Genomic DNA, 21,970 nt, shown 5'->3' on the forward strand with positions numbered 1-21,970 from the left:
AGCTTGAAAAAGCCGGCCTTTCGGCCGGCGACTGGAGAAGGAATATCTTCACTGTTGTCATGCAGACCAGGGCGCGAAGTCCGCAGCGGCAACCGCCACCATATCCCGCGAACGCGTACGCTGGCGCGGCGTTGCCGTTTCCACCACCTCATAGGCGGTCGGATCGCTGAGCAATGCCTTGAGGGCATTAGCATTCATCCGGTGCCCGCCGCGATAGGAGCGGTAGCAGCCAAGGAAAGGCGCGCCGGCCAAGGAAAGATCGCCGACGGCATCGAGCGTCTTGTGCCGCACGAACTCGTCCGTATAACGCAGACCCTCGACGTTAATGACCGCGTTGTCGTCCGAGATCACCACGGAGTTATCGAGCGACGAGCCGAGCGCGAATCCGCCCGCCCAGAGCCGCTCCACGTCGCGCATGAAGCCGAAGGTGCGCGCCCGCGACAGCTCCCGCTTGAAAACGGAAGGCGTCATGTCGCCCTTCCAGGCCTGGCGACCGATCAGCGGGCAGTCGAAGTCGATCTCGACTTCGAAGCGCATGCCGTCATAGGGCGTGAACTCCGACCACGAGGCACCGGATTCGATGCGTACCGGCTTGAGGATGCGGATATAGCGGCGCTTCTCCGCAAGCGAATGAATGCCCGCCTGCTCGATCGCTTCGATAAAGGGCGCGGAGCTGCCATCCATAATAGGCATTTCAGCGCCATGCACCTCGATCAGCAGGTTATCAAGACCAAGCGCATAGACCGCCGCCATGACATGCTCGATCGTCGCGATCGAGGTCGCAGGCGAGAGACCGAGGACGGTGCAGAGATCGGTATTGCCGACCTGCGACGAGACGGCCCGGAATTCGCTGACCCGTCCGCCGGCAAGCACCCGCTGGAACACGATCCCCGCATCGGCATCGGCCGGATGGAAGGTGATCTCGACCTCCGTACCGGAGTGAACGCCAATTCCCTTGAGGGCTATCGGGTTTGCAATCGTCGTCTGAAACCCGAGCAGTTCGATTCCCATTCTCGTCACTTTCAATCAAGGCGGCCTTCGGCCAAATTCCTGAAGGGCGCAACGGTACTCAAGACACAAAGCGAAGTACCGGGATCTCGCGCCAGCAGGCCGAAACCTCGTCTTCGAACTAACAGCGCCCGATCGAATCGTATGCGTCCCCAATTCCGATGCTGAAAATAAAAGGTTGGAGGCACCATTCCAAATCACTGTTCGTTTCGTTTTGTTACGCAATTCATATGCGCACAACACAAATCCCAATCCACTGAAATCACATCGAAAATCTAAAAATGCCCGGGCTGGCGCCCGGGCATCGGCAAGGTGAAGGAACAGCCTCTGCATGTCTTCCTGAGTCGAAGCCGGCTCAAGAAAAATCTGCAGCGGCTGAAAGTACTACAGCAAAGTTGCGCGTCTGATTGGACGCACGGCGCTGCAGGTATCAGCTCGACTGGCGGCGCAGGAACGCCGGGATTTCGAGTTGATCGTCTTCGTGCGACCGCATCTGCGGCGCAGCGCGACCGTGATCGTCGAGCTGGCCGCGACGCGGCGCATAGAGACTGGCTTCCGGCGACAGCGGCCGACGCTGTTGCGAGGCAGCGCTTGGCGCTGCGGCGGTCATGTCGGACGACACATTCGTCCCTTCCCGCTCGCGCAGCCCGAGCGAACTCGTGATCTTGTCCAGGAGACGCCTCGGTCCGCGCTCATCCTGATGCATGGGCGCCGGCTGCGTGCGGTGATCCATTTCAGCCTTCACGACCGGTGGAAAATCCTCGACCTTCGGCATGCGTACCGGCTCGGCCTGCTGGCGCACGACCGGGGCGGGCTCCTGCCGGAGCGGCTGGGCCTGCATCTGCGGCTGGACAGGCGCCTGCATCTCGACCGGACGCGGTGCCGGCTGCGCGGGCCGCATGACCGGAGCGGCTTCGGCGGGAGCAACGCCGGCGAAGAGCTTGCTCTGCGGCCGGAAGGTCTCTTCCTGCAGTTGCGGCTGCGGCTGCGGCGCCGGTGCGGCGACCTGGGCGCGCGCAGCAATGTCGAGCTCGCGCTCCATTTCGGCCTCGCGGATCGCAAGCGCGATGTGGTCGACATTCTGCTGCTGGACCGCCTGCTGCACCGGCTGCGGCTGCGGAGCCGGCTGCTGGGATACGATCGGCTGCGGCTGGACCGGGACAGCGGCGGACGGACGGACGATCGGCTTCTGCGCTACCGGACGAAAGTCGGCGGAGCGGCCAGCCACCTCCGCGGCCGTGCGGTCGATACCGGTGGCGACGACGGAAACCCGAATGAGGCCTTCGAGCTCTTCGTCGAAGGTCGCGCCGAGGATGATGTTGGCGTCCGGGTCGACCTCCTCGCGGATACGCGTCGCAGCCTCATCCACTTCGAAGAGCGTGAGGTCGCGACCGCCGGTGATGGAGATGAGCAGACCTTGAGCGCCCTTCATCGAAGTTTCGTCGAGGAGCGGGTTGGCGATCGCCGCTTCCGCAGCGGCCATTGCACGGCCTTCGCCGGAGGCTTCGCCCGTACCCATCATCGCGCGGCCCATTTCGCGCATCACCGAGCGGACGTCGGCGAAATCGAGATTGATGAGGCCTTCCTTTACCATGAGGTCGGTGATGCAGGCGACGCCCGAATAAAGAACCTGATCGGCCATGGCGAAGGCGTCCGCGAACGTCGTCTTGTCGTTGGCGATGCGGAAGAGATTCTGGTTCGGGATGACGATCAGGGTGTCGACCGACTTCTGCAGATCGGCGATGCCCTGATCGGCGATGCGCATGCGGCGTCCGCCTTCGAAATGGAAGGGCTTGGTGACGACGCCGACCGTGAGAATACCCTTGTTGCGGGCGGCTTGAGCGACGATCGGAGCGGCACCCGTGCCGGTGCCGCCGCCCATACCGGCGGTGACGAAGCACATATGCGTGCCCTGCAGGTGGTCGATGATCTCGTCGATGCATTCTTCAGCCGCCGCACGGCCGACTTCCGGCTGCGAGCCTGCACCAAGACCTTCGGTGACGGCGACACCCATCTGGATGATCCGCTCGGCCTTGGTCATGGTCAGTGCCTGGGCATCCGTATTGGCGACGACGAAATCGACGCCCTGGAGCCCGGCGGTGATCATGTTGTTGACGGCGTTGCCGCCGCCGCCGCCGACGCCGAAGACCGTGATACGCGGCTTCAGCTCGGTAATGTCCGGCTTCTGCAAGTTGATGGCCATAGTCCTGTTCCTTCTCTTTCCCTGGCCGCCTTGCCGAGCCGGCCAATTCCTTCAAACTCGAACACCTGTCTCGTTCGGCGATGCCGAGCGATCTAGAAACTTTCTTTCAGCCATTGCCCCATCCGGGCAAAACGGCTGTTGGCGCCGAGCGCGGAGAACATGCCGCTACCGGCCGCATGCGTCTCGAGGTCGGCGACCTGAGGGTAGATCATCAGTCCGACGGCCGTGGAGAAGGCCGGGCCCTTGGCGGCGGCCGGCAGCCCGGATACGCCGAGCGGACGGCCGATGCGGACATTGCGCGCAAGAATGCGCCGCGCCGCTTCCGGCAGTCCCGTCAATTGGCTGGCGCCCCCCGTCAAAACGATGCGCTTGCCGACGATCGGGCTGAAGCCGGACCGCTGGATCCGGTCGCGAATGAGCTCCAGCGTCTCCTCGATGCGAGCGCGCACGATGCGCGAGACCAGCGCGCGCGGCACGTGTGTCGGCTGGTCGCGATCATCCTCGCCGATCGGTGGAACCGAAATGATATCGCGCTCGTCGGCGCTGTTCGGGAGCGCCGAACCGTGCACGACCTTCAGGCGCTCGGCATCCTCGATGCGGGTGGACAGGCCGCGCGCAAGGTCGGTGGTAACATGGTGGCCGCCAAGGCCGACCGCGTCCGCATGGACGAGCCTGCCTTCGGCGAAAACCGAGATGGTCGTCGTACCGCCGCCCATGTCGATCGCAGCGCATCCGAGCTCGACCTCGTCGTCCACCAATGCAGCAAGGCCGCTGGCATAGGGGGTCGCAACCATGCCCTCGACCGAAAGGTGGGCGCGATTGACGCACAGTTCGAGGTTCTTCAGCGCGGGCCGCTCTGCCGTCAGCACATGCATGTCGACGCCGAGCACGTCACCGAACATGGCCAGGGGGTCGCGAATGCCGCGCTCGCCGTCGAGCGAGAAGCCGGTCGGCAGAGAGTGCAGGATGGCCCGATCGGTACGCAGCGACTGATGACCCGCGGCAGCGAGCACCTTCTTCAGATCGTTCGCCTCGACCTCCTGCCCCCCGAGATCGATCGTGGCGGTGTAGACGTCGCTTTGCAGGCGGCCGGCGGAAACATTCACGATAAGGCTGTCGATCGTCAGTCCCGCCATGCGCTCGGCCGCATCGACCGCAAGCCGGACGACGCTTTCGACCGCGTCGAGGTCGGCGATGACGCCGTTCTTGACGCCGCGCGACTTCTGGTGGCCGATGCCGATCACCTCGATATTGTGCGTGCGTCCGGGCAGGATCTGGCTCTCGGCGCGCGGCGTCAGGCGGCCGATCATGCATACCACCTTCGTCGAGCCGATATCGAGCACCGAAACGACGTGCGACCGCTTGGAGGGCACGGGCTTCAGACGCGGAAGGCCGAAATTGGCGGAACCGAACAGACTCATATCCGCTTCTCCTGGGCTTTCAGCATCTTCTCCCTCGCCTTGAGCGCGACTTCCCGGCGCTTCACCGCGTCCGGGGTCAGCTGTACGGTCGTGCGGTCTTCGAGCCTGAGATCGACAGCAGCAATATCGCGCTCGAGCAACTGATGCGCATCTTCCATGCCGGCAAGCACGCTCATCGCGCGAGCGACATTCTTTTCCGGAAGCTTCACGACGACGCCGTTGTGGAGGCGCAGGTCCCAGCGGCGCCCAGCCACGCGCAAGAAGGCCTTGACGCGGGAGCGAAACTCCGGCCAGCGGGAAAATTCATCGTAAAATGCGGCCGCAGCCGTCTCGGCGTCCCGGCCGACGAAAAGCGGCAGGCTGGCGAACTTGTTGTCCCTGAGCGGCGCGATGACGCTGCCGCTGCGCTCTATGAGGGAGAGATCCGATCCATGCTGCCAGATGCCGAAGGCTTCGCGCTCCTTGAGAACGACCTCGATCGTGCCCGGATAAATCTTGCGCACCGTGACGGTCTCGACCCAGGGCAGCTCGCCTATCAGCCGGCGCGCTTCCTCGATGTCGAGCGCCACCAAAGACGTCGTGCCGTCCAGACCGAGCTGCTGGAGGATGTCGATCTCGGAGGTCTGCGCATTGCCGGAGACGCGGACGTCCTCGATTGCGAATCCGGCGGCAGTCGTCGAGACTTGCGCGAAGCTCTGGGTGTGGCCGCCGAGCGACATTCCGTAAAGACCCGTCGCCAGCAGAAAGGCTGCAGCGGACACCGTTCCGGTATGATTCGGAAAGCGGATTCGACCGGCGCCCAGGCTGACGAGAAATCGTACGCCCTTGCGCAGCGGCCGCGGCAGGACGAACGCTTCATCCGCCTCGGCGACACCGCCGGCCGGGTAACGAACCCTCTTGCCCCTTCTGCCCCTCAACGCAAGCACGACGCGTCCTCCACCATCCACCTGAGAAATTCACCGAACTGAAGGCCCGCATGCTGCGCCATTTCGGGCACCAGGGATGTTGGGGTCATGCCGGGCTGGGTGTTGATCTCGAGCCAGATCAACTCGCCCTCACCATTTCCGCGATCGTCGAAACGAAAGTCGGACCGGCTGACGCCGCGGCAACCGATCGCCTGATGCGCCTTCAACGCGAGTGTTTGTATTCTTTGGTAAATATTTGGTGAAACCTGTGCCGGAATGACGTGTTTCGAACCGCCTTTTACGTATTTCGAGTCGTAATCGTAGAAGGCATGCCCCTGCGGAATGATCTCGGTGACACCGAGGGCGACATCGCCCATGACACCGCAGGTGAATTCGCGGCCGGCAACATAACGCTCGACCATGACGCGATCGCCGTAGCGCCATTCGCTGGAGGTGATCACCTGAGGCGGATGGGGCTGGTCCTCCTTGACGATCACCACGCCGAAGCTCGATCCCTCACGGACCGGCTTCACCACGTAAGGCGGCTTCATCGGATGCTGATTGCCGAAGCTGCGCCGGTCCATGACCACCGCCTCGGCAACCGGAATGCCGGCAGCCTCGGCGACATGCTTTGCCAGCGCCTTGTCCATCGCCAGGGCCGAGGCCAGAACGCCCGAATGGGTATAGGGAATCTCGAGATACTCGAGAATGCCCTGGATCGTCCCGTCCTCGCCGAATGGTCCGTGAAGCGCGTTGAAGACGACATCGGGGCGCAAATCCTGAAGAACCGCTGCGACGTCGCGGCCGACATCGAGGCGCGTGACGCGATAGCCTTCGGCCTCCAGGGCATCCGCGCAAGCCGTCCCCGAAGACAGGCTCACCGGCCTCTCCGAGGAAAATCCGCCCAACAGGACAGCAACATGCTTGCTGCTCATTCAAACCCCCAAACAATACGCCACTATCGCGAAGCTTGCTTGCACCTGGCTGATTTCGAAGCCTCGATTCGCGAGACCGCCGCGTAGAACCACTACAACGACATTATGGTTAATGAAGTGTTTACTTTGGTTAACTCTCGCCGCGAAACGCGCTTTGGCGACACCCGCCAAGAATCAAACAAAGACAAGATTTCCTAGCTGAATCAGAGCTTTCTGTGGCTTGCAAGGGAAATAATCTCAAGAAAGATCGAGCCCGCCTGCGCGCGCAGGCGGGCTCTGTATGATTATGAGCAGGCGCTCCAGCCCCTTTCGGGTGGCGCCGGATGAAAAACTGCGTGGACGACCCGCTCGTGATTTATGCTTCGTCGCCGACGATCTTCCATACGATTCCGGCGATGGCTGCACCGATCAGCGGTGCGACCCAGAAGAGCCAGAGCTGAGAAATCGCCCAATCGCCGACGAACAGCGCCTGCCCGGTCGATCGAGCCGGATTGACGGAAGTGTTGGTTACCGGGATCGAGACGAGGTGAATCAAGGTCAGCGCCAGACCGATGGCGATGGGCGCGAAGCCCACAGGCACGCGGCCATGCGTGGATCCAAGAATGATAAGCAGGAAAAAGGCAGTCATGACGACTTCGGTGACGAGCGCCGCCGTCAAGGAGTAGCCGCCCGGCGAGTGCTCGCCGTAACCATTGGCGGCAAAGCCGCCGAGCTGGAAATCGGCTTTGCCGCTGGCGACGAGATAGAGCACCGCAGCCGCCGCGATCGCCCCCACGACCTGGACGATGACGTAACCGAGCAGGCTCGCCGCCGGAAATCGGCCTGCGACTGCAAGCCCGAGGGACACCGCCGGATTGAAATGCCCGCCCGAAATGCCACCGACGGCATAGGCCATCGTCAGGACGGTAAGACCGAAGGCAAAGGAGACGCCAAGCAGACCGATGCCGACCTCCGGAAAGGCGGCGGCAAGCACAGCGCTGCCGCACCCTCCCAGGACGAGCCAGAAAGTGCCGAGAAATTCCACAAAAAGCTTCTTGGACATGAACTTCCCCCAAAACCGAAGCAAAACGCTTCGCGGGTGAGAGTTCGACAGTATTCGATTCTCGTCAAGCAGGAGATGTATTTGCGGGCGATGCCCGCAATACGGGAAGCACAAAAAATCCGCGTAAGCGGAGTGCCGGCCGCCCGAACGAACAGGAAGCGACACGCCGGTGGAATATTGCTTCTCGTACGAACCTATTTAGTTCGCATTTCTTACGAAATCGGTCTTTCTCGATGTGAAAACTTGCGCTAAGAACCGGCCGCCCTCCTCCCAAGACGGCATAACCGCCAGATCGTTTCCTCATGTCCATGGGACAGCGAACTGATCTAACCCTCTGAAACTACGCAATTCCGGACGGGGGACCCGCTTTCCCGGGAATTGCTCCAGGAACGAACCAATGACAGACGCGACAACCTCGCTGTCGCCGCAGGATGGTGCGTTGCATCGGCAGGCCGTGAACTCCCCTGCCCGGGTGCTGTTCGCCAGCCTCGTCGGCACGACGATCGAATTCTTCGACTTCTATGTCTATGCGACCGCAGCGGTAATCATCTTTCCGCACCTCTTCTTCCCGGCAGCCGATCCGACCTCGGCAATGCTGCAGTCCCTCGCCACCTTCTCGATCGCCTTCTTCGCCCGCCCCCTCGGCGCCGTGATCTTCGGCCATTTCGGCGACAGGATCGGCCGGAAGGCGACGCTCGTCGCCGCGCTGATGACCATGGGCATTTCGACGGTCGTCATCGGCCTGCTGCCCACCTATTCGACGATCGGCGTCGTGGCACCGCTGCTCCTTGCTCTCTGCCGCTTCGGCCAGGGCCTCGGCCTCGGCGGCGAATGGGGCGGCGCGGTGTTGCTTGCTACCGAGAATGCGCCGGAGGGCAAGCGGAGCTGGTATGCCATGTTCCCGCAACTCGGCGCGCCGATCGGCTTCATCCTGTCGGCCGGAACCTTCCTCATCCTCGGCGAGGTCATGAGCGAAGAAGCCTTCCTCGCCTGGGGCTGGCGCGTTCCCTTCATCGCCAGCGTGCTGCTCGTGATCGTCGGTCTCTATGTCCGCCTGAAGATCGCCGAAACGCCGGAATTCCAGAAGGCGATCGACAAGCACGAGCGGGTTGAGGTGCCGGTAGCGGCGATCTTCCGCTCGCACAAGCGAAGCCTCGTGCTCGGCACCTTCGTTGCGCTCGCGACCTTCGTCCTGTTCTATCTGATGACGGTCTTCTCGCTCTCCTGGGGTACCACGAAGCTCGGCTACTCGCGCGAACAGTTTCTGGTCGTGCAGATGACTGGCGTCGTTTTCTTCGGCCTGATGATTCCGGTTTCCGGCATCCTCTCGGACCGCTTCGGCCGCCGGCTCGTCCTCGTGCTGACGACGATCGGCATCGGCGTTTTCGGTCTCTTCATGGCGCCGCTCCTGTCGTCCGGTCTCGGCGGAGCCTTCGTGTTCTCCATCGTCGGCCTGGGGCTGATGGGCCTCACCTACGGGCCGATCGGCGCGGCACTGGCAGCGCCCTTCCCGACGGCAGTGCGCTATACCGGCGCCTCGATGACCTTCAATCTCGCCGGCATCTTCGGTGCGTCACTGGCGCCCTATATCGCCACCTGGCTCGCGACCAATTACAGCCTCGGCCATGTCGGCTACTACCTGCTTGCGGCGGCGCTGATAACGCTCGCCTGCCTCTTGCTTTCGAGCGAAGAAGAAGTCTCGGCCTGAGCAGGCAGGATACTGAAAAAGGCCGCGACGGTCTTCCGCCGCGGCCTTCCTTTTGATCCTCGTTTTCGGCTCAGGCCGCGGCCCGGCCGAGGAAATCCTTGATCTCGTAGCCCGGCATGAAATTGCCGACCCGCTTGATCTCCCATTCCAGCTTGACACCGGAATGCTCCATCACCCGCTGGCGCACGGTCTCGCCGAGATATTCGAGCTCGTAACCCGTCGCCTGTCCGGTATTGATCATGAAATTGCAGTGAAGCGGCGACATCTGGGCATTGCCGATCATCATCCCGCGGCAGCCGGCCTCGTCGATCAGTTTCCAGGCGGAATGGCCCTCGGGGTTCTTGAAAGTGGAGCCGCCGGTCTTCTCCCGGATCGGCTGCACCGTTTCGCGATGCTGGCGCACGGCATCCATATCGTTGCGGATCTTGGTCTTGTCTTCCGCGTAGCCCTCGAAGATCGCATGCGTGAAAATCAGATCCTTTGCCGCGTCGGAGTGGCGATAGCCATAGCCCATTTCCGCTTTGCTGAGGACATGCCTGTTGCCCTTGCGGTCGACGGCATGGACTTCGACGACGCGCTCGCTGGTTTCGCCGCTGTTGGCGCCGGCATTCATGCGGAGTGCGCCGCCGATCGAACCGGGAATGCCGTAGTAGAAATAGAAACCGCCTATGCCGTGGTCGAGCGCCATGGCGGCGATATTCTTGTCCGGGCAGATCGCGCCCGCCTTGATGCGGTTTTCACCGGCGAGTTCGAGATCGCCGAAGCCCTTTGCCGAAAGCCGGATGACGACGCCGGGAATACCGCCGTCGCGTACGAGCAGGTTGGAGCCCACGCCGACGACCATAACCGGCACCTCTTCGGGCACGAGCTTCAGGAAGGCGACGAGATCGTCGGTATCGTGCGGCTGGAACATGAGCTCGGCGAGACCGCCCGCACGAAACCAGGTGACGCGATCCATCGGAGCATCGGGCGTGATACGGCCGCGGATTGCCCCGACGCCGTCTCCGAGCGAATCGAGAAGTTTTAGACCATTGACCTGTTTCATGCTCGACTTCCTGAAATTTCCGCGAGCTGCTCGGGCAAGGCCGCGGCCCAATAGGTGATGCTGCCAGCTCCCAAGAGAACCACAAAATCGCCCGGCTGTGCAATCTTGGCGATAACGGGCGCAAGTGCCTCCTGTCCCGGGACATGGCGCGCATCGCGATGGCCGGCGGCCTTGATGCGGTCGACAAGCGCTTCGGAATTGACGCCCTCTATCGCTTCCTCGCCGGCCGCATAGACCGGGGCAAGCAGGATCGTATCGGCGTCGTTGAAGCAGGAAGTGAAGTCCTCGAAGAGGCTCGACAGGCGCGAGTAGCGATGCGGCTGGTGGACCGCGACGATCCGCCCCTGGCAAGCCTCCCGCGCCGCCCTCAGGACCGCCTTGATCTCGACCGGATGATGACCGTAATCGTCGAAGATGCGCGCGCCGTTCCATTCGCCCGTCAGTGTGAAACGGCGTTTGACGCCGCCGAACGAGGCAAGGCCCCTCGCAATGTCCTCGGGCTTAATGCCGAGACGCTGCGCGACCGCCACGGCGGCCGTGGCATTCGAGACGTTGTGGCGACCGGGCATCGGCAGCCTGAGATCCCTGATCTCGATCACCTGGCCCGTCCGGCGGCGGCGGATCTCGATATCGAAGACGGAGGTCGCACCGTCCATGCGGATATTGTGAAAGCGCACGTCCGCCTGCGGGTTTTCGCCGTAGGTGACGACTTTCCTGTCCTCGATCTTGCCGACCATGGACTGGACTTCCGGATGATCGAGACACAGCACGCCAAAACCGTAAAAGGGCACGTTCTCGACGAACTGCCGGAAAGCCGAGCGCACCGCGTCGAAACTGCCGTAATGGTCAAGATGTTCGGGATCGATATTGGTGACGACCGCGATGTCGGCCGGCAGCTTCAGGAACGTTCCGTCGGATTCGTCCGCCTCGACCACCATCCATTCGCCCGCACCCATGCGCGCATTGGTACCGTAAGCGTTGATGATGCCGCCGTTGATGACAGTCGGGTCGAGGCCGCCGGCATCGAGCAGGGCGGCGACCATCGAGGTCGTCGTCGTCTTGCCATGAGTGCCGCCGATCGCGATCGCATTGCGGAAACGCATGAGCTCGGCAAGCATCTCGGCCCGGCGCACGACCGGCAGGAATTTCTCGCGCGCGGCGATGAGCTCGGGATTGTCCTTCTTGATCGCCGTCGAGACGACGACCACCTCGGCGTCGCCGAGATTCTCCGCTTTGTGCCCGACGAAGACGCTGATGCCCTTTTCCCGCAGGCGCTGCACATTGGCGCTGTCGGCCTGATCGGAACCCTGCACGCGATGGCCGAGATTGTGCAGTACCTCGGCAATACCGCTCATGCCGATGCCGCCGATACCAATGAAATGTACGAGCCCGATCGTCTTCGGCATCTTCATGAGCGTGTTTCCTTGAACTTGGCGACTGTGGAGCCGCTGGCAATAGCCTCTACCAGCAAGGCAAGCAAGCGCGCGGCATCCGGCTTGCCGGTCTGGCGGGCACCGGCCGCCATCTGCGTCAGTGCATCCGGATTGCTCATCGCATCCGCAAGGATGCCTGCGAGGCGCTCGGCGCCGAGCTCCGCCTGGGCGATCACGCGCGCCCCGCCCCTTGCGGCGAGTGCCGCCGCATTGGCTGCCTGATCGTGGTCGAGAGCGTAGGGATACGGAACCAGGATCGCCGGCCGGCCGATGACCGCGATTTCCGAAACGGTGGAAGCGCCCGAGCGGCAGATGACGAGCTGCGCCGAAGCGATCCGCCCCGCCATATCGGTGAAGAAGGGGGATACCTCCGCGGGAACGCCGAGCTTCTCGTAGGTCGCGATGACGCCTTCCCGGTCCTCGGGCCGGGCCTGCTGCGTCACCTTCAGCCGCTGACGCAGCGCGTCGTCCAGCCTGCAGACCGCCTGCGGCACCGTTTTCGAGAAAAATTGCGCGCCCTGACTGCCGCCGAAGACCACGAGGTGAAAGGGCGCATCGGCGGCGGCCGGCGCATAGGGAAGCCCGGCCGCTTCCAACACCGCGGGACGCACGGGGTTTCCGGTCGCCACGGTCTTTGCAGCGAAGGCTCCGGCGCCTTCCGGAAGAAAACCGCCGGCTACGGCCTGAACGCGCGACGCAAGCATTTTGTTGGCACGGCCCATGACTGCGTTCTGTTCGTGGATGATCGACGGAACGCCCATGCCCGTCGCGGCGAGCAGAGGCGGCACCGTCGGATAGCCGCCGAAGCCGACGACGGCTCTGGGCTTAAGCCCTGCAATCAGCCGCCGGGCCGCTCTCAGGCCCGTCCATAGCTTCCACATCGACCGGGCGAGTTTCACCGGATTCTTCGAACCGATCGTCGCCGACGGCACCACATGTATCTCGTCGGCGGGAAACTTGCCCGCGAAGCGTTCGGCACGGCTGTCCGTCACCAGATGAACGGAATAGCCCGACGCTTTCAGCTCATGGGCCAGCGCCTCGGCTGGAAAGAGGTGCCCGCCGGTGCCTCCGGCGGCAAGAAGAATGATGCCTTTATCCATGTCTTACTCCGCCGGCACCCCGACACCCGAACGAAAGAGGCTGCGCTCGACGGCCCGTTTCTCCGGCCGATGACGCGTCAGTGCCAGAATGAAACCCGCCGTCACGCAGATCGCCACCATCGACGAACCGCCATAGGAAATCAGCGGCAGCGTCATGCCTTTCGCCGGAAGCAGTTCGAGATTCACGCCGATATTGATCATCGACTGGATACCGATCTGCAGAACGAGCCCGGCAACGGCGAACCGGTTGAAGTCATTGCGCTCGCGGAAGGCATGATTGAGGCCGCGCATCACCACGAAGGCGAAGATCACGACGATGACCATGCAGAAGACGATGCCGAACTCCTCCGCGGCGACGGAGAAGATGAAGTCCGTATGGCTGTCCGGAATGATGCGCTTCACCACGCCCTCACCCGGGCCGCGGCCGAACCAGTCGCCTCGAATGATCGCCTCGCGGGCTGTGTCCACCTGGAACGTATCGCCCTCGCCGGTCAGGAACCGGTCGATGCGGCCTGCGACGTGGGGCAGGACGGAATAGGCGGCGAAGAACCCGCCTACGGCCACCGACGCGAGCACGATGATCCAGAGCCATGGCATGCCCGCCATGAAGAACATGCCGCCCCAGACCACGGTCGTAAGGATCGTCTGGCCGAGGTCGGGCTGGGCAACGAGGAGCGCCCCGACGATGCCAAAGAGGAGGATCGAAAGCAGATTGCCGGGAATTTCCGGCTGCCGTGCATGTTCGGCGAAAAGCCAGGCACAGACCACGACAAAGGCCGGCTTCATGAATTCCGAGGGCTGGATCGAAATGCCGGCGAGCGACAGCCAGCGCCGTGAACCCTTGACCTCCTGGCCGAAGAACAGGGCGAGCACCATCATCCCGACCGAGATGACGAGCAGGATGATCGCCGTACGCCGCACCTGCCGCGGCGAAAGAAAGGAGATGCCGACCATCACCACCAGCGACGGCAGGAGGAAGAGTGCATGGCGCTTGACGAAATGGAAGCTGTCGAGCCCGAGCCGCTCGGCGACCGGCGGGCTTGCGGCGAAGGACAGCATGAAGCCGACGCCCATCAGCAGGATGAAGGCGGCGAGAAAAAACCTGTCGATCGTCCAGAACCAGTCGGCCACGGGGCCACGTTCGGCTCGGCTTACCATCAGTCTGTCCCCTTTCCCGGCGCGTACCGCGCCAACGTCCACTACCCGGTCGAAGCCGTCAGATGAGCATGCTCACGCCCTCGAGGGCCGCCACATGGCCGACGAAGGCATCTCCGCGCACCTCGAAGTTCTTGTACTGGTCGAAGCTTGCGCAAGCCGGGGAAAGCATCACGGCCGCAGGACCCTGCAAGTCCCGCGCCGCATCCGCTGCCGCGTGCGCAACCGCCTTTTCCAAAGTACCGGAGATTTCGTAAGGCACCGCCTCGCCGAGCGTCGCCGCGAAGGAGGGCGCCGCCTCTCCGATCAGGTAAGCCTTGACGATCTTCGGGAAGAACGGCGCCAGCGACGCGATGCCGCCCTCCTTCGGCAAGCCGCCGGCGATCCAGTAGATGCGGTCGTAGCTCGAAAGCGCCGGGCCTGCGGCCTCGGCATTGGTCGCCTTGCTGTCGTTGACGAAGACGACCTCGCCTTTCTTCGCGATCGGCTGCATCCGGTGCTTGAGCCCCGGAAAGCTTCGGAGCCCGTCCACGATATCTTTCTCGGAAATGCCGACCGCCAGGCAGGCGGCGATCGCAGCCGCGGCATTCTGGGCATTGTGCCCGCCGCGCAGCGTCTGGATGCCCGCGAGATCGGTAAACAGCGACGATGCCCCGTCTTCCGCACGCATCAGCACCGATCCTTCGGCATAGATGCCTTCGGCAAGCGGGTGGCGGCGCGAGATACGCACGACCTTTGTTCCCGCCCGCTCCACCCGATCCGCGATCAGGCTCGATAGGCTGTCGTCGACGCCAACCACCGCCGTTCCGCTCCCCGCCACCAGGCGCTCCTTGATGTCCGCATAGTGCTGCATCGTGCCGTGGCGATCCAGGTGGTCCGGCGTCAGGTTGAGCAGTATCCCGGCCGTCGGGTCGAGCGTGGGCGCAAGGTCGATCTGGTAGGATGAGCATTCGACGACATAGAAGCGCCCCGCTTGCGGCGGGTCCAGCGTCAGCACCGCGGTGCCGATATTGCCGCCGAGCTGCGTGTCCCGCCCGCTTGTCCTGAGGATATGGGCGATCAGCGCCGTCGTCGTCGACTTGCCGTTGGTGCCGGTGATGGCGATGAAGGGGCAATCGGGCGCGTGTTTGCGCCGCTCACGCACGAAGAGCTCCACGTCACCGATGATCTCGACGCCGGCCTGATGCGCGAGATCGACGCTCCAGTGCGGCTTCGGATGCGTCAGCGGGACACCGGGGGAAAGCACGAAGGCGCCAAAGGCATGCCAGTCCACGCCGCGCAAATCAGCGGTGGCTATTCCGGCCGCGGCAGCCTTGGCGATGCTGTCAGGGTTGTCGTCCCACGCCACGACATCGGCTCCGCCCGAAACGAGCGCCTGAGCCGTCGCGAGTCCCGAACCGCCAAGCCCGAAGAGTGCGACCTTCCTGCCCTTGAATGAGGTGACCGGGATCATCGCGGCTCACCGCAGCTTCAGCGTGGAGAGGCCGACCATCGCAAGGATGACTGCGATGATCCAGAAACGGATCACCACCTGGCTTTCCGTCCAGCCCTTCTTCTCGAAGTGATGGTGGATCGGCGCCATCAGGAACACGCGATGCCCGGTGCGCTTGAACCAGAAGACCTGGATGATGACCGACAGCGTTTCGATGACGAAGAGCCCGCCGATGATGACCATCACGATCTCGTGCTTGGTCGCGACGGCTACGGTGCCGATCAGACCGCCGAGCGCAAGCGAACCCGTATCGCCCATGAAAATTGCGGCGGGCGGTGCATTGAACCAGAGAAAGCCGAGCCCCGCGCCGATCACGGCGCCGAGAATCACCGCGAGTTCGCCGGTGCCGGGCACGAAATGGATCTGCAGGTAGTTGGCGAAGACCGCATTGCCCGCGAGATAGGAGATCAGGCCGAAGGCGGCCGAGGCGATCATGACAGGCACGATCGCGAGCCCGTCGAGACCGTCGGTCAGGTTTACGGAATTTCCTGCGCCGACGATGACGAAACCGCCGAACAGCACGAAGAAATAGCCAAGATTGAGCATCAGGTCCTTGAAGAAGGGAAAGGTCACCGACGAGCCGAAGGTGGAGCCGGCCGCCCCTGCGGAAAGCGCCGCCCGCATCATGAAGAAGACGGCGACGGCGGCGATCACGAACTCTATGCCGAGCCGTGCCTTGCCGGAGAAGCCCTTGTCCGACTGTTTCGTCACCTTGAGATAGTCGTCGTAGAAGCCGATGGCGCCGAAACCGAGCGTCACCAGAAGCGTCGATACGACATAGATGCTGGATAGATCCGCCCAGAGCAGCGACGACACCACGATGCCGGTCAGGATCATCAACCCGCCCATGGTCGGCGTCCCGGCCTTCTTGAAGTGCGTCTGGGGGCCGTCGGCGCGTATCGGCTGACCCTTGCCCTGGCGGATGCGCAACGAGGCGATCATGGCGGGGCCGAACAGGAACACGATCAAGGCAGAGGTGAAGAGAGCCGCACCCGTGCGGAAGGTGATGTAGCGAAAGAGGTTGAAGAATTGAAAGTGGTCCGCCAGTTCCACAAGCCAGATCAGCATAAGGGACCTTTCCCCCAGAAGTTTATAACAGGACGTCGTCCAACAGAATCATCTGCCAGAAGATACCCGCTTGCGTTCGACTATGTTAGGCCATTTCCCCTGGCCGAAGGCCGTATCCACCGGCACTGCCGCGCTTTGCGCCCTTTCGCGCGCACAAAAGCGGCCGCTGCACTTTCCGTTGCCGCACGGTCTTCCCCAAATCGGTTCCGGTTCAGGGCAACTGCAGCGGTGGCGACGCCCCTATACTTCCCCCGCTCCGGCCGTCTCCTGCGGATAAGCGTCGAGCAGCGCCTGGACGATCTTTGCGCAGCCGGTGCTTTTCGAAGACTTGACCATCACGACGTCGCCGGGCGCAACCGCGCCAACGGCGTAGGCCGTGAGATCGTCCACCCGGTCTCGATGGACGACGGATACCTCCGGCGGCAGAGCTTCGCGCAAATGCGCCATTTCGGGTCCCGCCAGCCAGACATCGGCAATACCCGCCTCGACAATGGGCCTCGCCAGCGCCGCATGTACCGCGGCCGAATGTTCGCCCATCTCCAGCATGTCGCCGAGAACGGCGATGCGGCGCCCGCCGCGCGACGGCTCGGCATCGCGGAGAAGGGAGATCGCCGCCCGCATCGAGGCGGGATTGGCGTTATAGCTCTCGTCGATCAGCGTCAGGTGCCCGCCGCCGATCCCGAGTCGATGCCGCAGCCCCCGGCCCTTTTCCGGCCGCATGGTCGCAAATGACGCGATCACGCGATCGGTATCCGCGCCTGCCAGCGTCGCCGCGGCTATCGCCGCCAAAGCGTTCTCGGCAATGTGGCGCCCGGGTGCCCCAATCGCGATTTCAAGGGTCCTGCCTCCGACGCCGGCCCAGAGCACCGAGCCTTCCGCTCCACCGGCGAACTCCGCCAGGCGGAATTCCGATCTCGGATTTGCGCCGAAGGAATGAACATGGCTGACCCCTGCCGCCGCAGCCGCCTTTTCGAGGAGTTCGTACTGCGCACTGTCTCGATTGATGACCGCATGGCCGCCGCTGACGACTCCCTCGAAAATTTCGGCCTTGGCCGCCGCGATCTCGTCCAGGCTCGAGAAGTTGCCGAGGTGGGCGGCGGCAATGCTGGTCACAACCGCCACATGCGGACGAACCATGCGTGTCAGCGGCCGAATTTCGCCCGCATGGTTCATACCGATCTCAAAGACCCCGTAGTCCGTCGTCTCCGGCATGCGCGCAAGCGTCAGCGGAACGCCCCAGTGATTGTTGAAGGACGCGACGGAGGCGTGGACCCGGCCGAGCGGCGACAGCACGTGCCTCAGCATCTCTTTCGTGGTGGTCTTGCCCACCGAACCCGTGACGGCAATGATTTTCGCCGCGCTGCGATCGCGTGCCGCGCAACCGAGCCGGATCATCGCCTCCAGCACGTCGTCGACGACGATCATCGGGGCGATCAGCCGCCCGAGCGCCGGCAGCTTCGCTTCGCTGACGACAAGGAGCGCGGCTCCGTTTGCAAGCGCGATGCCGGCATAATCGTGACCGTCGACGCGATCGCCCCTGATCGCAAAAAAGGCCTCACCATCGCCGATCGTCCGGCTGTCGATCGAAATGCCGGTGATACCTTCCGGCAGGTTCCCGACCGGGCGGCCGTTCATCGCGGCCAGAAGGTCGCTGCTTGTCCAGAGCCAGTTCAAATCAAAGACCTCCCAGTGCCTTGCGGACCTCCGCGTGGTCGGAGAAAGGCAGCGTCACGGATCCGATCGTCTGCCCCTCTTCATGCCCCTTTCCGGCGACGATCAGCGTATCGCCGGTCTTCAGCATGCCAACGGCCGCGCGGATCGCCTCGGCGCGATCCCCGATTTCCGTGGCCCCCTTGGCCGCTGCCATGATTTCGGCACGGATCACTTCCGGCACTTCCGAGCGCGGGTTATCGTCGGTGACGATGACGACATCCGCAAGGCGGCTGGCGATCTCGCCCATGATCGGGCGCTTGCCCTTGTCCCGGTCGCCGCCGCATCCGAAAACCACCACGACACGGCCGGTGGTAAAGGGACGCACCGATTCCAGCACGTTTGCGAGTGCGTCCGGTTTGTGGGCGTAATCCACATAGGCAAGCGCGCCATCCTTCGTCTGTCCCACGAGTTCGAGCCGGCCGGAGGCCCCCTGCAGCCTCTCCAGGGCCGAGAAAGCCGCCTTCGCGGTGATCCCGGTGGACATTGCGAGCCCGGCGGCAACAAGCGCGTTGGCGATCTGGAAATCACCGGCCAGCGGCACGTGAACTTCGTAGATGTCGTCGCCGACATGAACTTCCGCCGACTGCTTGTGGCGGAAATGCTCGACACGTTTCAGGGAGATGAAATCGCCGTTGCGCCCGACGGTGCGCACATCGTGGCCCGCCCTGCGAGCGGCGGCGACCGCTTCGGCGGACCACTGGTCGTCCGCGAAGATCACCGCCGGCGAACCCTTCGGCAGGAGCGCTCCGAAAAGGCGCATTTTCGAGGCCATGTAATGGTCGACGGTCGGATGGTAATCCATGTGGTCGCGGCCGAGATTGGTAAAGGCGGCGGCGGCGAGCTTGACCCCGTCCAGCCGCCTCTGGTCCAGGCCGTGGCTCGAAGCCTCCATTGCCGCATGGGTCACGCCTTCGTCGGCGAGGTCGGCCAGCAGCTTATGCAGGGAAACCGGGTCAGGGGTCGTCAGCGAGCCGTATTCGGTGCGGCCGGGCGCCACCACGCCCGTCGTGCCGATCATCGCCGCCGAGAAGCCGCTATGCGCCCATATCTGCCGGGTGAAGGAGGCGACGGATGTCTTTCCCGCCGTACCCGTGACCGCCACCATCGTCTCCGGCTGGCGTCCGTAAAAGCTGGACGCCGCCTTTGCCAGAAACCGGCGCGGCTCGGAAATCGAAAAGACAGGCGTACCCGCCTCTGCCTGGACGCCGGCCCCGGCGACGACCGCCGAAGCGCCGCGAGACAGCGCGTCTGCTATGTAAGCAGCCCCGTCCGTCTTCGATCCGGCGACCGCGACGAAGAGATCGCCGGGCTTGACCTGCCGGCTATCGGCCGTAATGCCGCCGATCTCGATAGTCGCGGCACCGCCCTTCAGCTGCGCCGAAAGTTCTGGGAAATTCGATCCCGCCAGGTCCGTGATTTTCATGAACTGCACGTCTCACATCGATATGATCTAACAGCGCCGCGCGTCTTTTCAGACGCATAAAGGTCGCTGCAACAAATTGAATGCAGCATGGTCTCGTCCTTGTATCCACTCCGGTTCAGGGAGCCATGCAGCGGAATCGCGAATCGTCCGCACTTTCATTTCACGGTCAATAAGACACAAGCAAGGCAGAACCGTCTTCTCCGAATTTTGGCTCGACGCCGAGCAGCGGAGCGGAGCGGCTGATGATGTCGCGGACCATCGGAGCGGCATTCGAGCCGGCGGTGCGCCCCCCACCCTCGCCGGTTTTCGGCGCATCGATAAAGGTGAGGACCATGTATTTGGGATCGTCGATCGGGAACGCCGCAAGGAAGGCATTGAAGTTCAAGTCGCTGGCATAGCGGCCATTGACGACCTTGTCGGCCGTGCCGGTCTTGCCGCCGACATTGAAGCCCGGAACGAGCGCCCGCTTGCCCGAACCGGCGATGCCGTTCCAGCGAAGCAGATAGCGCATGTCGTCGCTGGTGCTTTTCTTGACCACCGCGCTTGCGAGTTCGCTCGCCTCCTCCTCGCTGCGCGGCAGGAAGGTGGGAGGGATGAGTTTGCCGCCATTGACCAGCGCAGCGCCTGCCACCGCCGTCTGCAGCGGCGTGGTCGAGACGCCGTGGCCGAAGGAGATCGTGATCGAGTTGATCTTCTTCCACTCGCGCGGCTGGCTTGGCGCCTTGACTTCCGGCAGCTCGGTCGGAAGCCGCGTCAGCAGGCCTATTCGGGTGAGGAATTCCTTGTGGCCCGGAATGCCGATCAGGTCGGCGATCTTGGCGGTGCCGATATTCGAGGAGTACTGAAAGATTTCCGGCACCGTCAGCACGCGGCGCTTGCCGTGGAAGTCCTTGATGGTGAAGCCGCCGATGCGGATCGGCGCGGTCGCATCGAAACTGTCGTTGAGCGTCACCTTTCCGGAATCGAGGCCCATGGCGATTGTAAAGGTCTTGAAGGTGGAGCCCATCTCGAACGTGCCGTTCGACATGCGGTTCATCCAGCCCTCTTCGGCGCCTTCCGCAGGTCTGTTCGGATCGTAGTCCGGGACGGAGGCCATCGCCAGAACTTCGCCGGTATGGACGTCGAGCACGACGGCGCCGGCGGCGATCGCCTGGTAGTTCTTCATGCCCGCGTCGATGACGTCGCGCACAATGTTCTGCACGCGCACGTCGATCGAAAGCCTGACCGGCTCCAGCTTGGCATCGCTGGTCATGCCGATGGCGGCAAGGTCGGCGAGCCCCTGATCGTCGATATAGCGTTCCATGCCGGCGACGCCGCGGTTGTCGATATTGACGTGACCGAGAATGTGGGCGGCGGTCGGCCCGCCCGGGTAAAAGCGCCGCTTCTCCGGGCGGAAGCCGATGCCGGGAATGCCGAGCGCGAGGATGTCGCTCTGCTGCTTCGGAGTCAGCTGACGGCGCAGCCATTGAAAGCGCGAATTCGACTTGAGCTTGTTGTAGATTTCGCGCGCGTTGAGATCGGGGAGCACCGTTGCCAATCGCTCCACCGCCTCGTCGGCATCGACGATCTTGTGGGGCTCCGCGTAGAGCGAGACGGTCCGAATATCGGTCGCGAGAACTTCGCCGTTGCGGTCGAGAATATCCGGGCGCGACGCCATGAGACTATCGGCGCGGCCGATCGAGGAAACCGTTTCCGGCTGCGCGAGACCGTATTGGACGAGGCGTCCTCCGATGACCGCATAAACGACGCCGAAACTGGCGATGATGATCGCGACCCGGCTCTTCGCCCGGCTCGCGCTCTTCTTGCGCGTTCCTTCGAAAGTGACGTTGAGCCCGCTATCGGCGGGGCGATTATTGCCGCCGGCCGAGAAATGCGCCTTGCTCTTCAGCACCATGATACGAGAAAGAAACGACATCAGCGCGCCACCGAACCTGTTGCGATTTTATCGGCCTCGATGACCGCAGCGATATTGTCGACCGCCTTCTTGTCCTTGGCCTTCTTATCCTCTTCCGACGGAGGCAGATCGGCCTTCAGCATCGGCAGCTCCTCCGGTCGCGCAAGCTGCGTCGATGGGGTCGGCGCAAGCTGCAGGTCGGCGGCAAAGACAGTCACAAGCCTCTCCAGCCGGTTCGGCTGCGTCAGAAGCGCCCAGTCGGCCTTGAGCAGATCGATGGTGTCCTCTTCGAGCTTTATCGCCGCGTCGAGCCTGCGCACCTCTTCGAGCTTGTTCTCTGCCTTATGCTTGATCGTGTAGGTGACGGTCGCGGCCGCCGTCATGATGACGATCAGGACAATATCGAGCGTTCTGAGCATCGTCTC

The 21,970-nt window shown here is 63.2% G+C and carries 17 protein-coding genes; 1 reads left to right on the forward strand and 16 read right to left on the reverse strand.

Annotated elements, in window-relative coordinates; genetic code table 11:
- Nucleotides 1-57: 57 nt before the first annotated feature.
- The 6 genes from lpxC to aqpZ all read right to left on the reverse strand — a co-directional run bounded on the left by lpxC (nt 58) and on the right by aqpZ (nt 7,514).
- Complete coding sequence (gene lpxC, locus SINAR_RS0121350) at nt 58-1,011, reverse strand: UDP-3-O-acyl-N-acetylglucosamine deacetylase (protein WP_028000955.1); 954 nt, start codon at nt 1,009-1,011, stop codon at nt 58-60.
- Between the two features lie 427 nt (nt 1,012-1,438).
- Nucleotides 1,439-3,211 (reverse strand): cell division protein FtsZ, encoded by a 1,773-nt coding sequence (ftsZ, locus tag SINAR_RS0121355; RefSeq protein WP_028000956.1) that lies wholly within the window; start codon nt 3,209-3,211, stop codon nt 1,439-1,441.
- A gap of 92 nt (nt 3,212-3,303) precedes the next feature.
- Entirely contained in the window at nt 3,304-4,632 is a 1,329-nt protein-coding gene (gene ftsA / locus SINAR_RS0121360) for a cell division protein FtsA (RefSeq protein ID WP_028000957.1), read from the reverse strand.
- Nucleotides 4,629-5,558 (reverse strand): cell division protein FtsQ, encoded by a 930-nt coding sequence (gene ftsQ / locus SINAR_RS0121365; RefSeq protein WP_028000958.1) that lies wholly within the window; start codon nt 5,556-5,558, stop codon nt 4,629-4,631. Before ftsQ ends, ftsA begins: the two co-directional genes overlap by 4 nt.
- Nucleotides 5,546-6,472, reverse strand: a complete 927-nt coding sequence (locus SINAR_RS0121370) for a D-alanine--D-alanine ligase (RefSeq protein WP_028000959.1) — start codon at nt 6,470-6,472, stop codon at nt 5,546-5,548. Before SINAR_RS0121370 ends, ftsQ begins: the two co-directional genes overlap by 13 nt.
- Before the next feature lie 355 nt (nt 6,473-6,827).
- On the reverse strand, nt 6,828-7,514 hold the full coding sequence (gene aqpZ, locus SINAR_RS0121375) for an aquaporin Z (RefSeq protein WP_028000960.1): 687 nt from the start codon (nt 7,512-7,514) through the stop codon (nt 6,828-6,830).
- A 397-nt stretch (nt 7,515-7,911) separates the two neighbouring features.
- Between aqpZ and SINAR_RS0121380 the strand changes: the two genes are divergently transcribed.
- Nucleotides 7,912-9,222, forward strand: a complete 1,311-nt coding sequence (locus SINAR_RS0121380; RefSeq protein WP_028000961.1) for an MFS transporter — start codon at nt 7,912-7,914, stop codon at nt 9,220-9,222.
- Between the two features lie 70 nt (nt 9,223-9,292).
- On the opposite strand, the gene murB is transcribed toward SINAR_RS0121380, so the two are convergent.
- The 10 genes from murB to ftsL all read right to left on the reverse strand — a co-directional run bounded on the left by murB (nt 9,293) and on the right by ftsL (nt 21,964).
- Nucleotides 9,293-10,267, reverse strand: coding sequence for a UDP-N-acetylmuramate dehydrogenase (murB, locus tag SINAR_RS0121385; protein WP_028000962.1), 975 nt, complete (start codon nt 10,265-10,267; stop codon nt 9,293-9,295).
- Nucleotides 10,264-11,679 (reverse strand): UDP-N-acetylmuramate--L-alanine ligase, encoded by a 1,416-nt coding sequence (gene murC, locus SINAR_RS0121390; protein WP_028000963.1) that lies wholly within the window; start codon nt 11,677-11,679, stop codon nt 10,264-10,266. The genes murB and murC overlap by 4 nt, the downstream gene beginning before the upstream one ends.
- Complete coding sequence (gene murG, locus SINAR_RS0121395) at nt 11,676-12,800, reverse strand: undecaprenyldiphospho-muramoylpentapeptide beta-N-acetylglucosaminyltransferase (protein ID WP_028000964.1); 1,125 nt, start codon at nt 12,798-12,800, stop codon at nt 11,676-11,678. The genes murC and murG overlap by 4 nt, the downstream gene beginning before the upstream one ends.
- Nucleotides 12,801-12,803: 3 nt before the next feature.
- Complete coding sequence (ftsW, locus tag SINAR_RS0121400) at nt 12,804-13,958, reverse strand: putative lipid II flippase FtsW (RefSeq protein ID WP_028000965.1); 1,155 nt, start codon at nt 13,956-13,958, stop codon at nt 12,804-12,806.
- A 58-nt stretch (nt 13,959-14,016) separates the two neighbouring features.
- Nucleotides 14,017-15,408, reverse strand: a complete 1,392-nt coding sequence (murD, locus tag SINAR_RS0121405) for a UDP-N-acetylmuramoyl-L-alanine--D-glutamate ligase (RefSeq protein WP_028000966.1) — start codon at nt 15,406-15,408, stop codon at nt 14,017-14,019.
- 6 nt (nt 15,409-15,414) lie between these two features.
- Entirely contained in the window at nt 15,415-16,515 is a 1,101-nt protein-coding gene (gene mraY, locus SINAR_RS0121410; RefSeq protein WP_028000967.1) for a phospho-N-acetylmuramoyl-pentapeptide-transferase, read from the reverse strand.
- A 240-nt stretch (nt 16,516-16,755) separates the two neighbouring features.
- The gene (locus tag SINAR_RS0121415; protein ID WP_028000968.1) at nt 16,756-18,189 is read right to left on the reverse strand and encodes a UDP-N-acetylmuramoylalanyl-D-glutamyl-2,6-diaminopimelate--D-alanyl-D-alanine ligase; all 1,434 of its coding nucleotides are present in this window, start codon (nt 18,187-18,189) and stop codon (nt 16,756-16,758) included.
- A gap of 1 nt (nt 18,190) precedes the next feature.
- Complete coding sequence (locus SINAR_RS0121420) at nt 18,191-19,651, reverse strand: UDP-N-acetylmuramoyl-L-alanyl-D-glutamate--2,6-diaminopimelate ligase (RefSeq protein WP_028000969.1); 1,461 nt, start codon at nt 19,649-19,651, stop codon at nt 18,191-18,193.
- Nucleotides 19,652-19,817: 166 nt separating this feature from the next.
- Nucleotides 19,818-21,566, reverse strand: a complete 1,749-nt coding sequence (locus SINAR_RS0121425; RefSeq protein ID WP_028000970.1) for a peptidoglycan D,D-transpeptidase FtsI family protein — start codon at nt 21,564-21,566, stop codon at nt 19,818-19,820.
- Nucleotides 21,566-21,964, reverse strand: a complete 399-nt coding sequence (gene ftsL / locus SINAR_RS0121430; RefSeq protein ID WP_028000971.1) for a cell division protein FtsL — start codon at nt 21,962-21,964, stop codon at nt 21,566-21,568. The genes SINAR_RS0121425 and ftsL overlap by 1 nt, the downstream gene beginning before the upstream one ends.
- Between the last annotated feature and the right edge of the window lie 6 nt (nt 21,965-21,970).

Source organism: Sinorhizobium arboris LMG 14919, assembly GCF_000427465.1.
In the GTDB taxonomy this organism is placed as follows: Bacteria; Pseudomonadota; Alphaproteobacteria; order Rhizobiales; family Rhizobiaceae; genus Sinorhizobium; species Sinorhizobium arboris.